Source organism: Marinovum algicola (assembly GCF_900109145.1).
Lineage (GTDB): Bacteria > Pseudomonadota > Alphaproteobacteria > Rhodobacterales > Rhodobacteraceae > Marinovum > Marinovum algicola.
Genome location: NZ_FNYY01000017.1, coordinates 1 through 16,924 on the forward strand (window position 1 = coordinate 1; position 16,924 = coordinate 16,924).

General features: G+C 65.2%; 15 protein-coding genes. 11 read left to right on the top strand and 4 right to left on the bottom strand.

Annotated features, from left to right (window positions below; translation table 11 throughout):
* The 3 genes from BMW90_RS19075 to BMW90_RS19085 form a co-directional block, all read right to left on the bottom strand.
* The coding region (locus BMW90_RS19075; RefSeq protein ID WP_074838244.1) for an IS30 family transposase at positions 1-859 on the bottom strand (859 nt) is incomplete at its 3' end.
* 112 nt (positions 860-971) lie between these two features.
* A complete protein-coding gene (locus BMW90_RS19080; protein WP_074838077.1) occupies positions 972-1,868 on the bottom strand; it encodes a response regulator transcription factor in 897 nt (298 codons plus the stop codon).
* Positions 1,865-5,212 carry a hybrid sensor histidine kinase/response regulator gene (locus tag BMW90_RS19085; protein WP_074838080.1) on the bottom strand — a complete coding sequence of 1,116 codons (3,348 nt, stop codon included), beginning with the start codon at positions 5,210-5,212 and terminating at the stop codon, positions 1,865-1,867. The genes BMW90_RS19080 and BMW90_RS19085 overlap by 4 nt, the downstream gene beginning before the upstream one ends.
* Before the next feature lie 191 nt (positions 5,213-5,403).
* Here BMW90_RS19085 and urtA point away from each other — a divergent pair, with 191 nt between their 5' ends.
* The 7 genes from urtA to BMW90_RS19120 all read left to right on the top strand — a co-directional run bounded on the left by urtA (position 5,404) and on the right by BMW90_RS19120 (position 11,955).
* Positions 5,404-6,675: an urea ABC transporter substrate-binding protein gene (gene urtA / locus BMW90_RS19090; RefSeq protein WP_074838082.1), complete on the top strand. Its 1,272-nt coding sequence runs from the start codon at positions 5,404-5,406 to the stop codon at positions 6,673-6,675.
* A gap of 122 nt (positions 6,676-6,797) precedes the next feature.
* A complete protein-coding gene (gene urtB, locus BMW90_RS19095) occupies positions 6,798-7,724 on the top strand; it encodes an urea ABC transporter permease subunit UrtB (RefSeq protein ID WP_074838084.1) in 927 nt (308 codons plus the stop codon).
* 16 nt (positions 7,725-7,740) lie between these two features.
* On the top strand, positions 7,741-8,865 hold the full coding sequence (gene urtC, locus BMW90_RS19100; RefSeq protein ID WP_074838087.1) for an urea ABC transporter permease subunit UrtC: 1,125 nt from the start codon (positions 7,741-7,743) through the stop codon (positions 8,863-8,865).
* A 6-nt stretch (positions 8,866-8,871) separates the two neighbouring features.
* A complete protein-coding gene (urtD, locus tag BMW90_RS19105; protein WP_322788240.1) occupies positions 8,872-9,624 on the top strand; it encodes an urea ABC transporter ATP-binding protein UrtD in 753 nt (250 codons plus the stop codon).
* Between the two features lie 9 nt (positions 9,625-9,633).
* Positions 9,634-10,323 carry an urea ABC transporter ATP-binding subunit UrtE gene (urtE, locus tag BMW90_RS19110; protein ID WP_074838089.1) on the top strand — a complete coding sequence of 230 codons (690 nt, stop codon included), beginning with the start codon at positions 9,634-9,636 and terminating at the stop codon, positions 10,321-10,323.
* A gap of 21 nt (positions 10,324-10,344) precedes the next feature.
* Positions 10,345-11,574 (top strand): formamidase, encoded by a 1,230-nt coding sequence (gene fmdA, locus BMW90_RS19115; RefSeq protein ID WP_074838092.1) that lies wholly within the window; start codon positions 10,345-10,347, stop codon positions 11,572-11,574.
* A 51-nt stretch (positions 11,575-11,625) separates the two neighbouring features.
* Positions 11,626-11,955, top strand: a complete 330-nt coding sequence (locus BMW90_RS19120; protein ID WP_074838095.1) for an FmdB family zinc ribbon protein — start codon at positions 11,626-11,628, stop codon at positions 11,953-11,955.
* 6 nt (positions 11,956-11,961) lie between these two features.
* Here the strand turns inward: BMW90_RS19120 and BMW90_RS19125 are convergent, their stop codons facing one another.
* Positions 11,962-12,822: a MurR/RpiR family transcriptional regulator gene (locus tag BMW90_RS19125; RefSeq protein WP_048534754.1), complete on the bottom strand. Its 861-nt coding sequence runs from the start codon at positions 12,820-12,822 to the stop codon at positions 11,962-11,964.
* A gap of 258 nt (positions 12,823-13,080) precedes the next feature.
* Between BMW90_RS19125 and BMW90_RS19130 the strand changes: the two genes are divergently transcribed.
* The 4 genes from BMW90_RS19130 to BMW90_RS19145 are packed head-to-tail and all read left to right on the top strand — an operon-like array spanning position 13,081 to position 16,919.
* Positions 13,081-14,043, top strand: coding sequence for a Bug family tripartite tricarboxylate transporter substrate binding protein (locus BMW90_RS19130; protein ID WP_074838097.1), 963 nt, complete (start codon positions 13,081-13,083; stop codon positions 14,041-14,043).
* An 8-nt stretch (positions 14,044-14,051) separates the two neighbouring features.
* Positions 14,052-14,978, top strand: coding sequence for a BMP family protein (locus BMW90_RS19135; RefSeq protein WP_170850587.1), 927 nt, complete (start codon positions 14,052-14,054; stop codon positions 14,976-14,978).
* A complete protein-coding gene (locus tag BMW90_RS19140; RefSeq protein WP_048534749.1) occupies positions 14,966-15,406 on the top strand; it encodes a tripartite tricarboxylate transporter TctB family protein in 441 nt (146 codons plus the stop codon). Before BMW90_RS19135 ends, BMW90_RS19140 begins: the two co-directional genes overlap by 13 nt.
* A gap of 1 nt (position 15,407) precedes the next feature.
* Positions 15,408-16,919: a tripartite tricarboxylate transporter permease gene (locus BMW90_RS19145; protein WP_074838103.1), complete on the top strand. Its 1,512-nt coding sequence runs from the start codon at positions 15,408-15,410 to the stop codon at positions 16,917-16,919.
* Positions 16,920-16,924: the final 5 nt, after the last annotated feature.

Sequence of the window (16,924 nt, forward strand, 5' to 3'; positions counted from 1 at the left end):
CCCTAGGCAGGTAACGGCGCGCGCGCTTGTTCAGGTTCTCGACCGAGCCCTTTTGCCACGGCGCCTGCGGGTCACAGAACCACGCCACGGTGCCGATCCCGGGCTGCAACTTGCGCCATTCGCGAAATTCGAGACCGCGGTCAAAGGTGATCGAGCGGCGGGCCGGTTGGGGCAGGGAGACCATCACGTCCATCAGACGGTTCATGAACTGCGTCGAGCTGCGGTCGTTGTTGCGGAACAGCATGGCGAAACGGGTCTTGCGTTCCACCAGCGAAGCCACGTTCATCTTGCCCTGGGCCTTCTCGAAGATCATCAGATCGCCTTCCCATTCACCAAATGTCTCACGGGTCTTCACATACTCCGGCCGTCCATGGATCGACCGATCCGGCGGGAAAACAAGGCCGCGCGGGCGTCTGGCATAGCGCGGTTTGCGTTTCTTGCGGCGGCTGGGCAGATACCGCGCCAGCGCGGCGGACTGACCTTCGCGGCTGTAGACATGGGCGTATATCGTCTCGTGGCTGATGCGGATGGGTTGGCCTTCGAACCCGAGGCGGCCGGCGATCTGCTCGGGAGACCAACCTTCCTTGAGGCGGTCGATCACCGCTTCGCGCAGCTCGGGCAGCCGGATCAGCTTGCGACGACGGGTGCGCCGGGCGGCGGCATAACGCTGAGCATTGATCCCGTAGTAGCCGTCCAGATACGGTAGTTCCTCGTCGCTGAAGGAGTTGCGCTTGCTCTCGCGATAGATCGTCGAGCGGTGCCTGCCGATTTCCGCCGCAATCCTGCTGACCGGCACTTTCGTGTACAGCATATCCTCGATCGCACGTCGTTCGCGTAAATTCAGCTCTGTATGGGCCACTGTCCGTTCTCCTTGCTTTTCAGCAGGATAGGGGATTTGTCGCAACGGAGTTTAGAATGTGCCCCAGCAATCGTCGCGCCACGCAGAATCCGGATTATGGTAAATTGATACCTCAGTCCGCCTGCAAGACCCGGTCGGCCATCACCGCGGCCGAGGTGCGGTTGTCGACGCCCATCTTGTGAAACACCTGTTCGAGGTGCTTGTTGACCGTCCGGGCGCTGACCGAGAGGATATCGGCGATGTCGCGGTTGGTCTTGCCGTGGGACAGCCAGAGCAGCACTTCGGCCTCGCGGGCGGTCAGGCCGAAGCCCTCGGCCAGCCGCTGGTTCTCGGCCTGGCCGCCGGCAGCGCGCAGGCGGATCATCAGCTCGCCCTCGGCCAGCCCGATCAGGGTCAGCGTCAGGGCGCCCAGCACCAGCGGCCGCGCTTGCGACACCGGCATCCGCGCCACCTCGTCCAGCCAGCCTCGCAGGCGGTCGCTGGCCCGGCCCTCGGCGAAATCGGCGCCGATCCTGGCCAGCGCGCCGCGGGTGCCCCAAGACAGCCGGCCGTCCGGCAACACGCCGATCACGTTCTGGCCGGTGTAATCCAGCGCCGCGCGGGCCATCTGGATCGCGCGGGCGTTCATCACATGGCGGGTGATCCGGGCGATCAGCTCGTCGACGACCACCGGCTTGGTGACATAATCGACGCCTCCGGCGCGCAGCCCGGCGAGGATGTGCTCGCCCTCGGTCAGCCCGGTCATGAAGATCACCGGCGCGCTTTCGGAGTTCGGCGGGGTCTTGAGCCGGCGGCAGGTCTCGAACCCGTCCATGCCGGGCATCATCGCATCGAGCAGGATCACGTCGGGCTGCACCCGCCGGGTAAGCCGCAGCCCCTCTTCGCCGGAGCGCGCCACCAGCACGGTCATGCCATTGCCCTCGAGCGCATCGCTGACCAGCCCCAGCGTCTCGGGGGCATCGTCAATCACCAGCACGATATAGCGCCCGCCCTCGGTTTCATCGGTCATCCTTGCATGTCCTTCAGCACTCGCGCCACGGCGGAGAGGTCGAAATCGGCCAGGTGCCCGTCCAGCCGCCGGCGCAGAGCGCCGTCCAACGCGCCGCCCCGGTCCAGCGCGTCAAGCTCGCGCACCACGCCGGCGGCATGACCGATATCGGCCAGATCGATCAACCGCCGCACCGCCTCCAGCGGCAGGGCACCGGCCGCGGGCGCAGCGGCCTGCGGGGTGTCGAAGGTCAGATCGACCTTGAGCAGCCGCGCCAGCCGCGACACCAGATCGTTGAGCGAATAGGGTTTCACCACGAAAGCGTCGTAGAGCCCGTCGCGGTCCACCGGCTGGCGGGCCTCAAGCGCATGGCCGGTGACCATGACGATCGGCGTGGCGCGGTATTTCGGCCGGGCGCGCAGTGCTTCGGCCAGTTCCCATCCGGTCATTTCGGGCATGTCGATATCCAGCAGAAAGAGATCCGGCGTAAGCTCGTCGACAAAGCTCAGCGCGGTTTCGGCATCGGAAAACGGTTGCAGAAGAAACCCCATCGGCCGCAGCACGGTTTCCAGCAGCCGCAGGTGGTCGGCGTCGTCATCCACCGCCATGATCGTCTTGCGCGCGCCGTTGTAGCCGATCGCGGCCAGGCCTTCGGACCGACCCCAGCCGGGACCCTGCGCCGCCGCGCCCTGCACCGAGGGCAGCATCAGCCGCACAGTGAAGGTCGTGCCCTTGCCGGGCTCGCTGTCGACGGTGATCTCGCCGCCGAGCACCTCGACCAGCAGCCGGGTGATCGTCAGCCCCAGACCCGAGCCGCCAGCGGACTTCTGCGCCAGCCGCTCGAAGGGTTTCCAGATCCGGTCGACCTGGGCCGGTTCGATGCCGATGCCGGTGTCGGCGATCTCGAAACGCGCGATCTCGTTGCGATAGGACAGGGACAGGCTGACCGAGCCCTGGGGCGTATAGCTGATGGCGTTCGACAGCAGGTTGATCAGGATCTGGCGCAGCCGCTTTTCGTCGAAATCGACCCAATCGGGCAGCTTGCCTTCGGTGGTGATGCCGAAATCGAGGCCCTTCTCGCGCGCCTGCCGCTCGAAGATCGCCGAAATCTGGCCCAGCAGCGCCGGCAGGTTGATGCGGTCGCGATGGATCTCCAGCCGCCCGGCCTCGATCTTGGAGATATCCAGCAGATTTTCGATCAACCCGGCCAGATGCTCGGACCCGCGCCGGATCGCCTGTACGGCCGTGCGGTGGTTGCGCGGCAGGCTGGCGTCGCGTTCGAGCACCTGGGCATAGCCGTAGATCGCGTTCAACGGCGTGCGCAGCTCGTGGCTGATGCCGGCCATGTAGCGGGTCTTGGCGAGGTTGGCGGCCTCGGCCTTTTCCTTGGCCGCCTGAAGCGCCGCGTCGGTGCGTTCATGCGCCCGCACCTCGCGCAGCAGGCGCTGGGTCTGAATATCGGCTTCGTCGCGCGCCTTGTGGTGGCTTTCGGCGGTGAGGATGAAGGTCCAGACGATCACCCCGATCGCCACCAGAACCGAGCAGAAGATGATGGCCAGAACCGCGTCGAGCGTGCCGCCATCGGCGCTGGCGCGGATCACCAAGAGCAGGGCCGCAAAGACCGCGGCCGGAACGAAGGTCGCCACCGCAAACAGCGCCACCCGCGTCGCCAGCGCCTGATAGAGCCGCTCGGGCAGGCGGCGCTTCATGCTGGCGGTGAAGACATGGCCAAAGCGCGCCTGCGGCTTGCAGGCATCGCGGCAGGAGGCATCGAGCGTGCAGCAGAGCGAACAGATCGGCCCGGAATAAAACGGGCAATCGGTCATGTCCTCGGCGTCGAAGCGAAACTCGCAGACGCAGCATTCGGTGGTCTGGCCGGCGTGCAACTCGGGGCGTGGCGCGGGTTTCGGCCCCGGCCGCGCGATGTAGTAGCGCCCGCCGGTCTTCCAGGCAATCAGCGGCGCCATGACCATCGCCACCGAGAGCGCCACCAGCGCCGAGAAACTTTCGGCCAGCGCACCGAACAGCCCGGCATAGGCCATCAGTGACAGTGCCACCGCCGCCCCCATGGCGCCGGTCCCCACCGGGTTGATGTCAAAGAGATGGGCGCGGCGGAACTCGATGCCGCGCGGGCTCAGCCCCAGCGGCTTGTTGATCACCAGATCGGCGGTCAGCGCCCCGATCCAGGCCAGCGCGACATGGGAATACAGCCCGAGGATCGACTCGATGGCGTGAAACACCCCCAGTTCCATCAGCATCAGCGCGATGGCCACGTTAAACACCAGCCAGACCACGCGGCCCGGGTGCGAATGGGTCAGCCGGGAAAAGAAGTTCGACCAGGCGATCGAGCCGGCATAGGCGTTGGTCACGTTGATCTTGAGCTGCGACAGGATCACGAAGGCGCCGGTCAGCACAAGCGCCAGCAATGCCGAGGGCATCACCGCGTCGTAGGCGGCATAATACATTCGCGTCGGATCGGTGGCCTGGCGCAGTGGCACCGCCGCGCTTACTGCGAGCGTCACCAGGAAGGAGCCCGCAAGCATCTTGGCAACCCCCAACACCGTCCAGCCCGGCCCGGCGGCCAGCATCGCCGCCCACCAGCGCCGCCGCTCGCGCGGGCTGCGCGGCTCGGGCAGGAACCGCAGGATATCGACCTGTTCGCCGATCTGCGCAATGAGCGACAGCACCACGCCCATGGCCGCGCCGACCATCATCATCGTCGGCCCCTCGGCGCCGCGCGCGCCGGTGTAGCTGGTCCAGCTGGTCAGCTCCGCCCCCGAGAGCGCCAGCAGCGCGAAGGGCAGGATATGCAGGACGATCCACAACGGCTGGGTCCAGGCCTGAAACGCCGAGATCTTGGAGAACCCGTTGACCACCAGAGGGATCACCACCAGCCCCGACAGCAGATAGCCCAACGCCACCGGCACCCCGAAACAGAACTCCAGCGCGAAGGCTAGGATCGCCGCCTCGAGCGCGAAGAAGATGAAGGTGAAACTGGCATAGATCAGCGAGGTGATCGTCGAGCCGATATAGCCGAACCCCGCGCCGCGGGTCAGAAGATCGATATCGACGCCGTAGCGCGCGGCGTAATAGCTGATCGGCAGCCCGGTCAAGAACAGGATCAGCCCGGCCAGCATGATGGCGAGGATCGCGGCGTCAAAGCCGTAGGTCAGGGTGATCGCGCCGCCAATCGCCTCGAGCGCCAGAAAGGAGATCGAGCCCAGCGCGGTATTGGCCACCCGCCCGAAACTCCAGCGCCGCGCCCGCCGCGCGGTGAAGCGCAGGGCGAAATCCTCCATCGTTTCGTTGGCAACCCAACGGTTGTAGCTCCGGCGTCCGCCGGTGGCACGGAATGCGACGACCATGGTGCCCCTGTCCTGGGCCGCCCCTGCCGGGCGGCCAATTTCGCCCCGGCGGGGCCTCCTCCGATCATGATCGGGAAAAACGCGCACTCATATACGTCAATCGACGTATACTGCATCGCAGCATTTGCTGTCAGCCTCGGGTCAGCACCATTGCCCATCACTGCGATGAACTGATCAACAAGGAGGCATCCATGACCAATTCCGCCAATTCAAAAGGCACAAACGGGCTCAGCCGGCGCGCCGTGCTGGCCGGGGGCGCGGCGTTGACCGCATCGCTTTTTGCGCCCAAGGGGCTGCGCGCCGCCGATTTCCCCACCGCCGCGGTCAACACCACCGGGCTGGCCGTCACCGATGACACCGTGACCATCGGCATCCTGCATTCGGTCACCGGCACCATGGCGATCTCGGAAACCGGCTCGGTCCAGGCCGAGAAGCTGGCGATCGAGCAGATCAACGCCCAGGGCGGCATCCTCGGCCGCAAGATCGAATACGTCCAGGAAGACGGCGCCTCGGACTGGCCTACATTCGCCGAAAAGGCCAAGAAACTGCTGGTGCAGGACAAGGTCGCCTCGGTCATGGGGTGCTGGACCTCGGCCAGCCGCAAGGCGGTTCTGCCGGTCTTCGAACAATACAACGGCATGCTCTACTATCCGACCTTCTACGAAGGTCTCGAGCAGAGCCCGAACGTGATCTACACCGGCCAGGAGGCGACCCAGCAGATCATCGCCGGCCTCGATTGGGTCAACAAGGTCAAGGGCGCCAAGAGCTTCTATCTGCTGGGTTCGGATTACATCTGGCCGCGCACCTCGAACAAGATCGCCCGCAAGCACATCGAGAATTACATGGAGGGCTGCAAGGTCGTCGGCGAGGAATATTATCCGCTCGGCCACACTCAGTTCAACTCGGTGATCAACAAGATCCGTCTCAAGAAACCCGACGTGATCTATGCCATCGTCGTCGGCGGTTCGAACGTCGCCTTCTACAAGCAGCTCAAGGCCGCCGGCATCGACATGACCAAGGAAGACCCGATCCTGCTGACCATCTCGGTCACCGAGGACGAGATCCGCGGCATCGGCGGCGAGAACATCGACGGTGCCTATGCCTGCATGAAGTACTTCCAGTCGCTGGACAACGACAACAACGCCGAGTTCGTCGCCGCCTTCAAGTCGATGTGGGGCGAGGACATGGTGATCGGCGACGTGACCCAGGCCGCCTATCTCGGCCCCTGGCTGTGGAAGGCCGCGGTGGAAAAGGCCGGCTCCTTCGACATCGACAAGGTGCGCGAAGCCTCGCCGGGGATCGAACTGCCCACCGCGCCCGAAGGCTACGTCAAGGTGCACGAGAACCATCACCTCTGGTCCAAGACCCGCGTCGGTCTGGCCAAGCCGGACGGCCAGTACGAAGTGGTCTACGAGACCGCCGAGCTGGTCGAGCCCGATCCCTTCCCCGAGGGTTATCAGTAAGCCCCGACGTCGCAGGGGGGTGCCAGCTCCCCTGCCCTTTCCCCGCGCCTGATGGCGCAGGGCCAGTGCGCGCGGGGCCGCCCTGCGCGCCCTTCCCTCAGTCACATACGCAAAGGTGAGCCATGTTCTCCGAATACACGGCCAGCGAGCTCGGCGCGATCTTCGCCATGCAGGGCTTTGCCGGTCTCATCCTCTTTTCGGTCTTCGTCCTGATGGCCCTCGGCCTCGCGATCATCTTTGGCCAGATGGGCGTGATCAACATGGCCCATGGCGAATTCATGATCCTCGGGGCCTATGTCACCTATCTGGTGTCCAACCTCTTCGGCGACCTGATGCCGGCACTGTTCTCGGGATATTTCTTCGTCGCCATGATCCTCGCCTTCCTCGCCGCCGGGGCGTTGGGGATGTTCGTCGAATGGGCGCTGATCCGGCATCTCTACAAGCGCCCGCTCGATACGCTGCTGGCCACCTGGGGGCTGAGCCTGATCCTGCAACAGCTCTATCGGTCGATCTTCGGCGCGCGCGAAGTGGGCGTCACCATTCCCGACTGGATGATGGGCTCGCTGCCGCTGACCGATCTGATCGAAGTGCCGATCAACGGCATCTTTGTCATGGTCCTCGCGGTGGGCATCTCGGCCGGGGTCTACGTCATGATGTACCGCTCGCGCTGGGGCCAGCAGGTGCGCGCGATCAACAACAACCGGCAGATGGCCGATGCGGTGGGCATCAATACCGCCCTGACCGACCGGATGACCTTCGGCATCGGCTGCGGCGTCGCGGGTGTGGCGGGCAGCGCCTTCACCATGATCGGCTCGACCGGGCCGACGGCCGGCCAGCAATACATCGTCGATACCTTCCTTGTGGTGGTCTTCGGCGGCGCCGGCAGCCTTCTGGGCACCATCGCCTCGGCCTTCTCGATCAGCCAGGCGCAATCGATCATGGAGTTCTTCCTCTCCGGCTCGATGGCCAAGGTCCTCACCCTGCTGACCGTGGTCGGCATCCTGATGCTGCGTCCGCAGGGGCTCTTTGCCCTCAAGCTGCGCAAGTGACCCGGAGGTCAGACAGATGAAATCCCACAGCCACGCCTTCCTCTCGCCCCGCGACATGATCGGCTTTGCCCTGCTCGCCGCGATGATTTTCGTGGTCTTCCCCCTGCTGCTCGAGCCGTTCCGGCTCAATCTCTTCGGCAAGTACCTGACCTATGCCTTTGTCGCGGTGGGCCTCGTGCTCTGCTGGGGCGTCGGCGGCATCCTGTCGCTGGGCCAGGGGGTCTTCTTCGGCCTCGGCGGCTATTGCATGGCGATGTTTCTCAAGCTCGAAGCCTCGAGCCCGGAGAACACTGCCATCCAGTCGACCCCGGGCATCCCCGACTTCATGGACTGGAACCAGCTGTCCGCCCTGCCCTGGTGGTGGGAGCCGTTCAACTCCTTCGCCTTTACCCTCATTGCGGTGATCGCGGTGCCGGTCGTTTTTTCCTACATCATCGGCGTGGCGATGTTCCGCCGCCGGGTGGGCGGGGTCTACTTCGCCATCATCACCCAGGCCATCGCGGCGATCCTGACCATCCTGATCATCGGCCAGCAGGGCTTTACCGGCGGCGTCAACGGCATCACCGACCTGCGCACCCTGCACGGCTGGGACATCCGCACCGACGCGGCCAAGACCACGCTCTATTTCGTCAACGGCGTGCTGCTCTTTGCGGTGCTCCTTGCCGCGCAATTCGTTCGCCGGTCCAAGCTCGGGCGCTTGCTGATCGCCATGCGCGACCAGGAGGACCGGGTGCGCTTTTCCGGCTATGACGTGGCCAACTTCAAGATCTTTGTCTTCTGCCTTGGCGCGGCCTTTGCCGCCATCGGCGGGGCGATGTTCACCCTTCAAGTTGGCTTCATGTCGCCCTCCTTCGTCGGCATCGTGCCCTCGATCGAGATGGTGATCTTTGCCGCCGTCGGCGGCCGGCTGTCAATCCTCGGGGCGGTCTGGGGCACGCTGCTGGTGAACTGGGCCAAAACCTCCTTCTCCGAAAGCTTCCCCGAGCTCTGGCTGCTGGGTCTCGGCGCGCTGTTCATCGCCGTGGTCATGGCCTTTCCCAACGGTCTCGCCGGTGTCTGGGCCGAGAAGATCGAGCCGCGTCTCCTGAAACTCACCCGGCGCGGCGACAAGCCGCTGCCCAATGCCACCCCGGCGGAGTGATCCCTGATGCTTGACATGACCAACCCGAAATACGTGCTGATGGTCGAAGGGCTGACCGTGTCTTTCGACGGGTTCAAGGCGGTCAACGACCTGTCCTTCTACGTCGAACCCAACGAATGCCGCGTCATCATCGGCCCCAATGGCGCCGGCAAGACCACCGTGCTCGACCTGATCTGCGGCCGCACCAGGGCGACCTCGGGCAATGTCGCCTTCAAGGGCGCCGACCTGCTGAAGATGCGCGAGGACCAGATCGTGCATGCCGGCGTCGGGCGCAAGTTCCAGACCCCTTCGGTCTACGAGGATCTGTCAGTCTTTGCCAATCTCGAGCTGAGCTTTCCCAAGGGTCACGGCGTCTTTGGTGCGCTGTTCTTCAAGCGCGACGATGCGGTCAAGGCGCGGATCGAGGAGATCGCCGAGATGATCTTTCTCAGCGACCACCTGAGCCAGAAGGCGGCCTTTCTCAGCCACGGTCAGAAGCAATGGCTCGAGATCGGCATGCTGCTGATCCAGGACCCGGAACTGCTGATGCTCGACGAACCGGTGGCCGGCATGTCGGTGGCCGAACGCAAGAAGACCGCCGAGCTGCTCAACCGGATCATCGCCGACCGTTCGGTCATCGTGATCGAGCATGACATGGGCTTTGTCGCCGATATCGCCACCCGCGTCACCGTGCTGCACCAGGGCAAGGTGTTGTCAGAAGGCTCGATGGAACACGTCCAGAACGACCCTCGCGTCGTCGAAGTCTACCTGGGTCACTGAGAGGCCAATATGCTGAACATAAAAGAACTCCGGTCGTCTTACGGCGAAAGTGAAGTGCTCCATGGCCTCGACCTCGATGTCGCCCCCGGCGAGATCGTGGCGATCATGGGCCGCAACGGCATGGGCAAGACGACGCTGATGAAATCGCTGATGGGTCTGGTGCCGCCGCGGCACGGTTCGGTCAGCATCGACGGCACCGATGTCACCGCTCAAAAGCCGCACCAGCGGGTGGCCAGCGGCATCGCCTATGTGCCGCAGGGGCGGATGATCTTTTCGTCGATGACGGTGCAGGAAAACGTCGAGACCGGGCTGACCGTGACCGACGAACGCAGCGTGCCCGAAGATATCTACGAACTCTTCCCGGTGCTGCTCGAGATGAAGAACCGCCGCGGCGGCAACCTCTCGGGTGGGCAACAGCAGCAGCTGGCCATCGCCCGCGCGCTGGCCTCGAAACCCAAGGTGCTGCTGCTCGATGAGCCGACCGAAGGGATCCAACCCTCCATCATCCGCGAGATGGCCCGCACCCTGCGCCGCATCCGCGACGAAAAGGGCCTGTCGATCGTCGTCTCGGAACAGGTGCTGAGCTTTGCGCTCGATGTCGCCGACCGGGTGGTGGTGATCGAGAACGGCCAGTTCGTCCACGACAGCCCGCGCGCCGGTGTCGATGAGGCCAAGGTCTCGAAATTTCTTTCCGTTTGAGCCAATACAGGGAGTTATACCATGGCAGACACACTGATTTCCGTCGATCTTTCGGAAAGCCCGCATACCAACGACAAGGTCCACAACCGCTGGCACCCCGACATTCCGATCGCCGTCTGGGTCGAGCCGGGCGACGATTTCAAGATCGAGACCTATGACTGGACCGGCGGGCAGATTGCCAATGACGACGAAGCCGCCGACGTCCGCGATGTCGAACTGGAGCAGGTCCACTATCTCTCCGGCCCCATCGGCGTCAAAGGCGCCGAGCCGGGCGATCTGCTCAAGGTCCACATCCTCGACATCGGCGCCAAGGAAGAGATGAACTGGGGCTTCAACGGCTTCTTCTCCAAGCAGAACGGCGGCGGCTTCCTGACCGAACATTTCCCCGAGGCGCAGAAGTCGATCTGGGATTTCCACGGCATGTTCACCTCGTCGCGCCACGTGCCGGGGGTGAAATACGCCGGTCTCATCCACCCCGGGCTGATCGGCTGTCTGCCGGATCGCAAGATGCTCGACATGTGGAACAGCCGCGAAAAGGCGCTGTTTGACACCGAGCCCGACCGGGTACCGCAACTGGCCGCGCTGCCGACGACGCAAAGCGCGCATATGGGCCAGATGCAGGGCGAGGCGCGCGACAAGGCCGCCGCCGAAGGCGCCCGCACCGTGCCGCCGCGCGAGCATGGCGGCAATTGCGACATCAAGGATCTGTCGCGCGGCTCGACCTGCTATTTCCCGGTCTATGTCGACGGCGCCGGCCTTTCGATGGGCGACCTGCACTTCAGCCAGGGCGACGGCGAGATCACCTTTTGCGGCGCCATCGAGATGGCCGGCTGGCTGCATATCCAGGTCGAGCTGATCAAGGGAGGGATTGAGAAATACGGCATCCGCAACCCGATCTTCAAACCCTCGCCGATTACGCCGAAATATGACGACTACCTGATCTTCGAGGGTATCTCGGTGGATGAGCATGGCGGCCAGCATTACCTCGACGTGCATGTCGCCTATCGGCAGGCCTGCCTCAACGCCATCGAGTACCTCAAGAAATTCGGCTACACCGGGGCGCAGGCCTATGCGATCCTCGGCACCGCGCCGGTGCAGGGGCATATCTCGGGGGTGGTCGACATCCCGAACGCCTGCGCCACGCTCTGGCTGCCGAACGAGATCTTCGACTTCGACATCATGCCCGGCAGCGATGGCCCGGTGAAGCATTTCGATGGCACGGTCGACATCCCGCTGGCCCCCGATCTCTGATCTCTCGCGGGCGGGCCGATGCGCCCGCCCCATCCGTTTCAGGAGGCTTTCATGCCCTATTACGACTACCTCTGCGACACTTGCGGCCCGTTCACCGAACAGACCGGCATGGCCAATTTCGACCAGCCCTGCGACTGCCCCGACTGCGGTGCCTCGGCGCCCCGCGCGCTATTGCGCGCGCCGATCCTGGCCAATATGGATGCCAGCCGCCGCACTGCTTTCGCCACCAACGAACGCGCCGCGCATGCGCCGAAATCGACCCGCAGCCACGGGCCGGGTTGCGGCTGCTGTTCGGGCAGGAAGAAGCCCTCGCGCACCCTGCACCGGCCCGACGGCGCCAAGAGCTTTCCCTCGGCCCGGCCCTGGATGATCTCTCACTAGGGCAGGCTACCGCACCTCGCCCAGCCGTTCGTTGGCCTCGTCGATCTCGCGGAGCCGCCGGCGCCCGTCGCTGCCGGCCTTGAGGGTGGTGCGGGTCACGATCTGGTGGCAGAGCGAGAACACCGAGGCATGGTTGAACTGCGGGCTGGAGGTCTCGATCCGGCAGCGGAAATGCCAGGCCGCGCGGGCGTCGGGCGCCATGCCGTCATCGCTGATCACCACGGTGGTGACGCCGATCCGGGCCAGTTCGGCGAGCAAGGGCTCTGTATTGGCGGCGCGGCGGCGCAGGGCGGTCAGAATGACCAGGTCGTCGGGGGACATTTCGGCGGTGTATTCGCCAAGGCTCTCGCCGGCCTGGGGCAGCACGCTGGCCGAGGGGATCACCTTGAGCAGCTGCCAGTAAAGATAATCCGCGAAGACCCGGCTGATGCGATAGCCGATCAGCCAGACCCGGCGCGCCGACAGCGTGGCCTCGGCCAGCGCGTCGAGATCGGCGGGCGCGAGGCGCTCGAAAGTCCAGGCGACATTGTTCATTTCCTGCTGGAGACTTTGTGACAGCGGGTCTTCGGTCGGCGAGTCCTCGGCATGGGCCAGGAAATGCCGCGAGCCCGTCTGACGTTCCTCGCGGGCAGCGCGGCGGGCGGCCTCATAGTTCTCGAAGCCGATCCGCCGCACGAAGCGCGAGACCGTGGCCTTGGAAACGCCGCTGAGCCGGGCCAGCTCCTGCGCGTCGTAGGAGGCGAGATCGCCGGGGAAATCGAGCAGGAAATTGCCCAGCCGCCGCTCGGCCCGGTGCAGATCGGGAAGCGCCGTCCGAATCCGGGGCAGAAAGCTCGCAGGCGGGTCATCGTGAAACTGTGGTTCCATGGTGCCACTTTGCGCCAGCCGCCCGGGCGTGACAAGCTTTGCCGCGCAGCCCGGTCTCTGCCGCTGATTCGCACCGTGAATGTGACGATTTTCACCCGGTTTCCGCCCAACAACCCGCCAGACACCCGCCGCAACGCCCGGAATTTGCGCGAAATTCGGGTTCCGATGGTTCAAATTCGTGAAACTGCGATTTCTTTTCTTTGTGAATTTCAAGAGTTGTGGAACCATGGTTTCATCAATCCACGGAAGGGAAACCCCATGTACCGCCGCACTCTTCTTGCCTCGGCAGCCCTCGCTCTCACTGCACTGGCTCTGCCCGCCAGCGCCGAAACCCCCTGGCCGGAGCGCCCGGTCCGCATCCTCGTCTCCTTCCCGCCGGGCGGCTCGTCGGATCTGGTGGCACGGCTCCTGTCAGAAAAGCTTTCGGCCAGTCTTGGCCAGCAGTTCGTCGTCGAGAACAAGCCCGGCGCCGCCGGCACCGTAGCGGCCTCGGCGCTGCAACAGGCTGCGCCCGATGGCCATACGCTGATGCTGTCGAACCTGACGCCGTTCAACGTGGCGCCGATCCGCTTTCCCGACACGCCCTATGATCCGATCGCCGATTTCGACCACATCACCTATGTCGGCACCGTGCACCTCGGCCTCTTTGCCACGCCCTCGCTGGGCGCCGAGGATCTGACGGGTTTCCTCGAGATGGCCCGGGCCGAGCCGGGCAAGTTCGAATACGGCAGCTCCGGCGTCGGCTCCTGGGGGCATATCATCGCCGAACAGTTCCAGGACGAAACCGGAGTCGAGCTGTTCCACATCCCCTACAAGGGCTCGGGGCCGATGCGGCTCGATTTCATGGGCGGGGTGGTGCCGACGATCTTTGACGCGGTGCCGCAGAACCTGCCGGCGGTCGAGGAGGGCACCGCCATCCCGCTTGCGGTCTCGGCGCCCGAACGGATCGCAACCCTGCCCGATGTGCCGACTTTCCGCGAAGCCGGTTTTGACATCCTGGCCGAGAACTGGCTGGGGGTCAGCGCGCCGGCCGGCGTGCCCGACGCGGTCAAGGACAAGCTGGACGCGGCGCTTTCGGAGGCGATGGCCGATCCCGAGGTCATGGCGCAATTCGACAGCTGGGGCCTGATCCGCGCCCCCAAGTCCAGCGCCGAATTCTCCGATTATGTCGAGGCGCAGCTGGCCCAATGGACGCCCCTGGTGCAGGCGGCAACCCAATGAGTGCCAAGATGAAAATCGCCGTTTTCTTCGTGGGCGAGGTGCAGGACGCGGGCTTTAACGCCAGCGCCCTGCAAGGCGCTGAACGCGCCGCCGCGCAAGGGGTTGCCGAGATCTCGGTGATCTCGGGCGTGCGCTATGAGCAGGACGCCATTCGCGCCCGGATGGCCGAGGTCGTGCCCAAGGTCGACGGGCTGGTCTTTATCGGCGGCCAAGGCAATATTGCCACACCGGAGGCCGCAGCGGCCCATCCCGACACCCGCTTTGCCATTGTCCAGGGGCAGAAGACGGGGACTAACCTCGCCAGCTATGACGTGCGGCAGGAGGATTCCGCCTTTCTCGCCGGTGTGCTGGCGGCCCATGTCACCCGAAGCGGCATTGTCGGCCATCTCTCGGGCCACCGGGTTCGCCCGGGGCTGAAGGGGCGCGCGGCCTTTCTTGCCGGGGTCGCCCACGCCCGACCCGAAGTGAAGGTGCTCACCGGGTTCTGTGGCACCCAGGATGACAATTCCGTCACCCGCGCCTGGGCCGAGGCCGAGATCGCCGCCGGCGTCGATGTGCTCTTTACCATGCTCAACGGCGCCCGGCGCGGCGCGATCGAGGCCTGCCGCGCCGGCGGCGCGCGCCAGATCGGCAATGCGCTCGACTGGGTGGAGACCGATCCCGAGGTCTTCCTCGCCTCGGCGCTGGCGCGCATCGACCTTGGCGTCGAACGGGCGATTTCCGATATGGTGGCGGGCCAGGTGCCGCCCGGGATCGTCGAATTCGGGCTGGGGGAAGGCGATGTCGTCTCGCTCCGCCTCGGCGCCGATGTGCCGGAGCCCGCGCGGGAGGCCGTGGCACAGGCGGCAGCGGACCTGCGCGCCGGCCGCATTGCCATCCCCGACAGCTACGAAGGGCCGGAATTCACGCCGGAGCGCGTCGCATGCGACGGCTGATTCCCCAGATCGGCCCGGTCCTGATGCTGGCAGCGGGGCTGTTCTTTGTCCTCGGCGCCCTGACCGCGCTCGATCTGGGGTCATTCCGGCGGATGGGCCCCGGAGCCTTTCCGCTGCTGGTGGGCGGCCTGCTCTGCCTTCTGGCGCTGATCGGGCTGGTGCAGAACCTGCGACAGCCCCTCGCCCCCGGCCGGCCCGACCCGATGGCGGTGCTGGGGGTGGTCGGCGGCGTCGCGGCCTTTGCCTTCTTCACGCCGCTGGCCGGGGTACTGCCCGCCACCGCCATGGCGGTGCTGGCCACCGGCGCGGTCATTCCCGGCTTTCGCTGGCGCTACCGCATCCTCTTGGCGCTGGGTGTCGCGCTGGCCGTCTGGCTGATCTTCGTTCTGGGGCTCGGCATTCCTTTCATCGCCATCAGGGGACTCTGACATGGACCTGCTCGCCAATCTTTCGCTCGGCCTCGCCACGGCGGCGACGGCTCAGAACCTGATGTATTGCTTTGTCGGGGTCTTCCTCGGCACCTTCATCGGGGTGCTGCCCGGCGTCGGTCCGCTGGCCGCCGTCGCCATGCTGTTGCCGGTGTCCTTCTATCTGCCGCCGGAAACCGCGCTGGTGATGCTGGCCGGGGTCTATTACGGCGCCGAATACGGCGGATCGATCGCTTCGATCCTGCTCAACATCCCCGGCACGCCCTCGGCCTCGGTCACCTGTCTCGATGGCTACCCGATGGCGCAGCAGGGCCGCGCCGGGGTGGCGCTCTTTGCCACCGCCATGGCCTCGATGTTCGGCGCGCTCTTCGGCGTGGTTGTGATGGTGCTGCTCTCGCCGAAACTGGCCGAGTTTGCCCTGTTGTTTCAGCCGGCCGAGTATTTCTCGGTCATGGTGCTGGGGCTGGTGGCAGCCTCGATCGTCAATTCCACCGGTGCGGTCAGGGGCTTGATGATGGTCTGCCTCGGCATCCTGCTGGGCACCGTCGGCGTCGATGTGAACTCGGGCGAGACCCGCTTTACCGGCGGTTTCCAGGAGCTGCGTGACGGGGTGTCGCTGGTCGTCGTGGCCATGGGCCTCTTTGGCATTTCCGAGGTCATGGTTTCCTTGCGCGGCGCCACCAAGAGCTATGCCGGCGCCGGGCTCACCGGTTCGATGCTGCCCACCGCGCGGGAATGGCTGCGCAGCCTGATGCCGGCACTGCGCGGCTCGGCCGTCGGCAGTTTCTTCGGAACGCTGCCCGGCACCGGCCAGACGGTGGCAAGCTTTGTGGGCTATGCGCTGGAAAAACGCGTCAACAAGCGCGGCGCCAGCTTCGGCACCGGCGCGATCGAGGGCGTGGTGGTGCCGGAATCCGCTAACAACGCCGCCGCCCAGACCGCCTTTATCCCGACGCTGACCCTGGGCATTCCCGGCTCCACCACCATGGCGCTGATGCTCGGCGCGCTGATGATCCATGGCATCACGCCGGGGCCGCGGCTGATCTCGGAACACCCCGAGCTCTTCTGGGGGCTGGTGGTGAGCTTTGTCTTCGGCAACATCTTTCTGCTGATCCTCAACATCCCGCTGATCGGCCTCTGGGTGCGAATCCTGCGGGTGCCGCATCACTACCTCTATCCGACGGTGATCGTGCTGATCTGTGTCGGCGTCTTCAGCATCTCGAATTCGCTCACCGATGTCTGGATGACGCTGCTCTTCGGGTTGATCGGCTATGTGCTGCGGCTGTTCCGCTTCGAGCCGGCCCCGATGTTGATCGGCTTCGTGCTGGGCCCGATGATGGAGGAATTTTTCCGCCGCGCCATGCTCTTGTCGCGTGGCGATCCGAGCGTGTTCCTGACCCGGCCGGGCAGTGCCCTGCTGCTTGGGGTGGCAGTCCTGTTGCTGGCTGCCACCGTGCTGCCGTGGCGGTCCTGGCTGGCTTCGGGCCGGCTGGCGGTGCGGCGCCGCGCCTGAGCGCG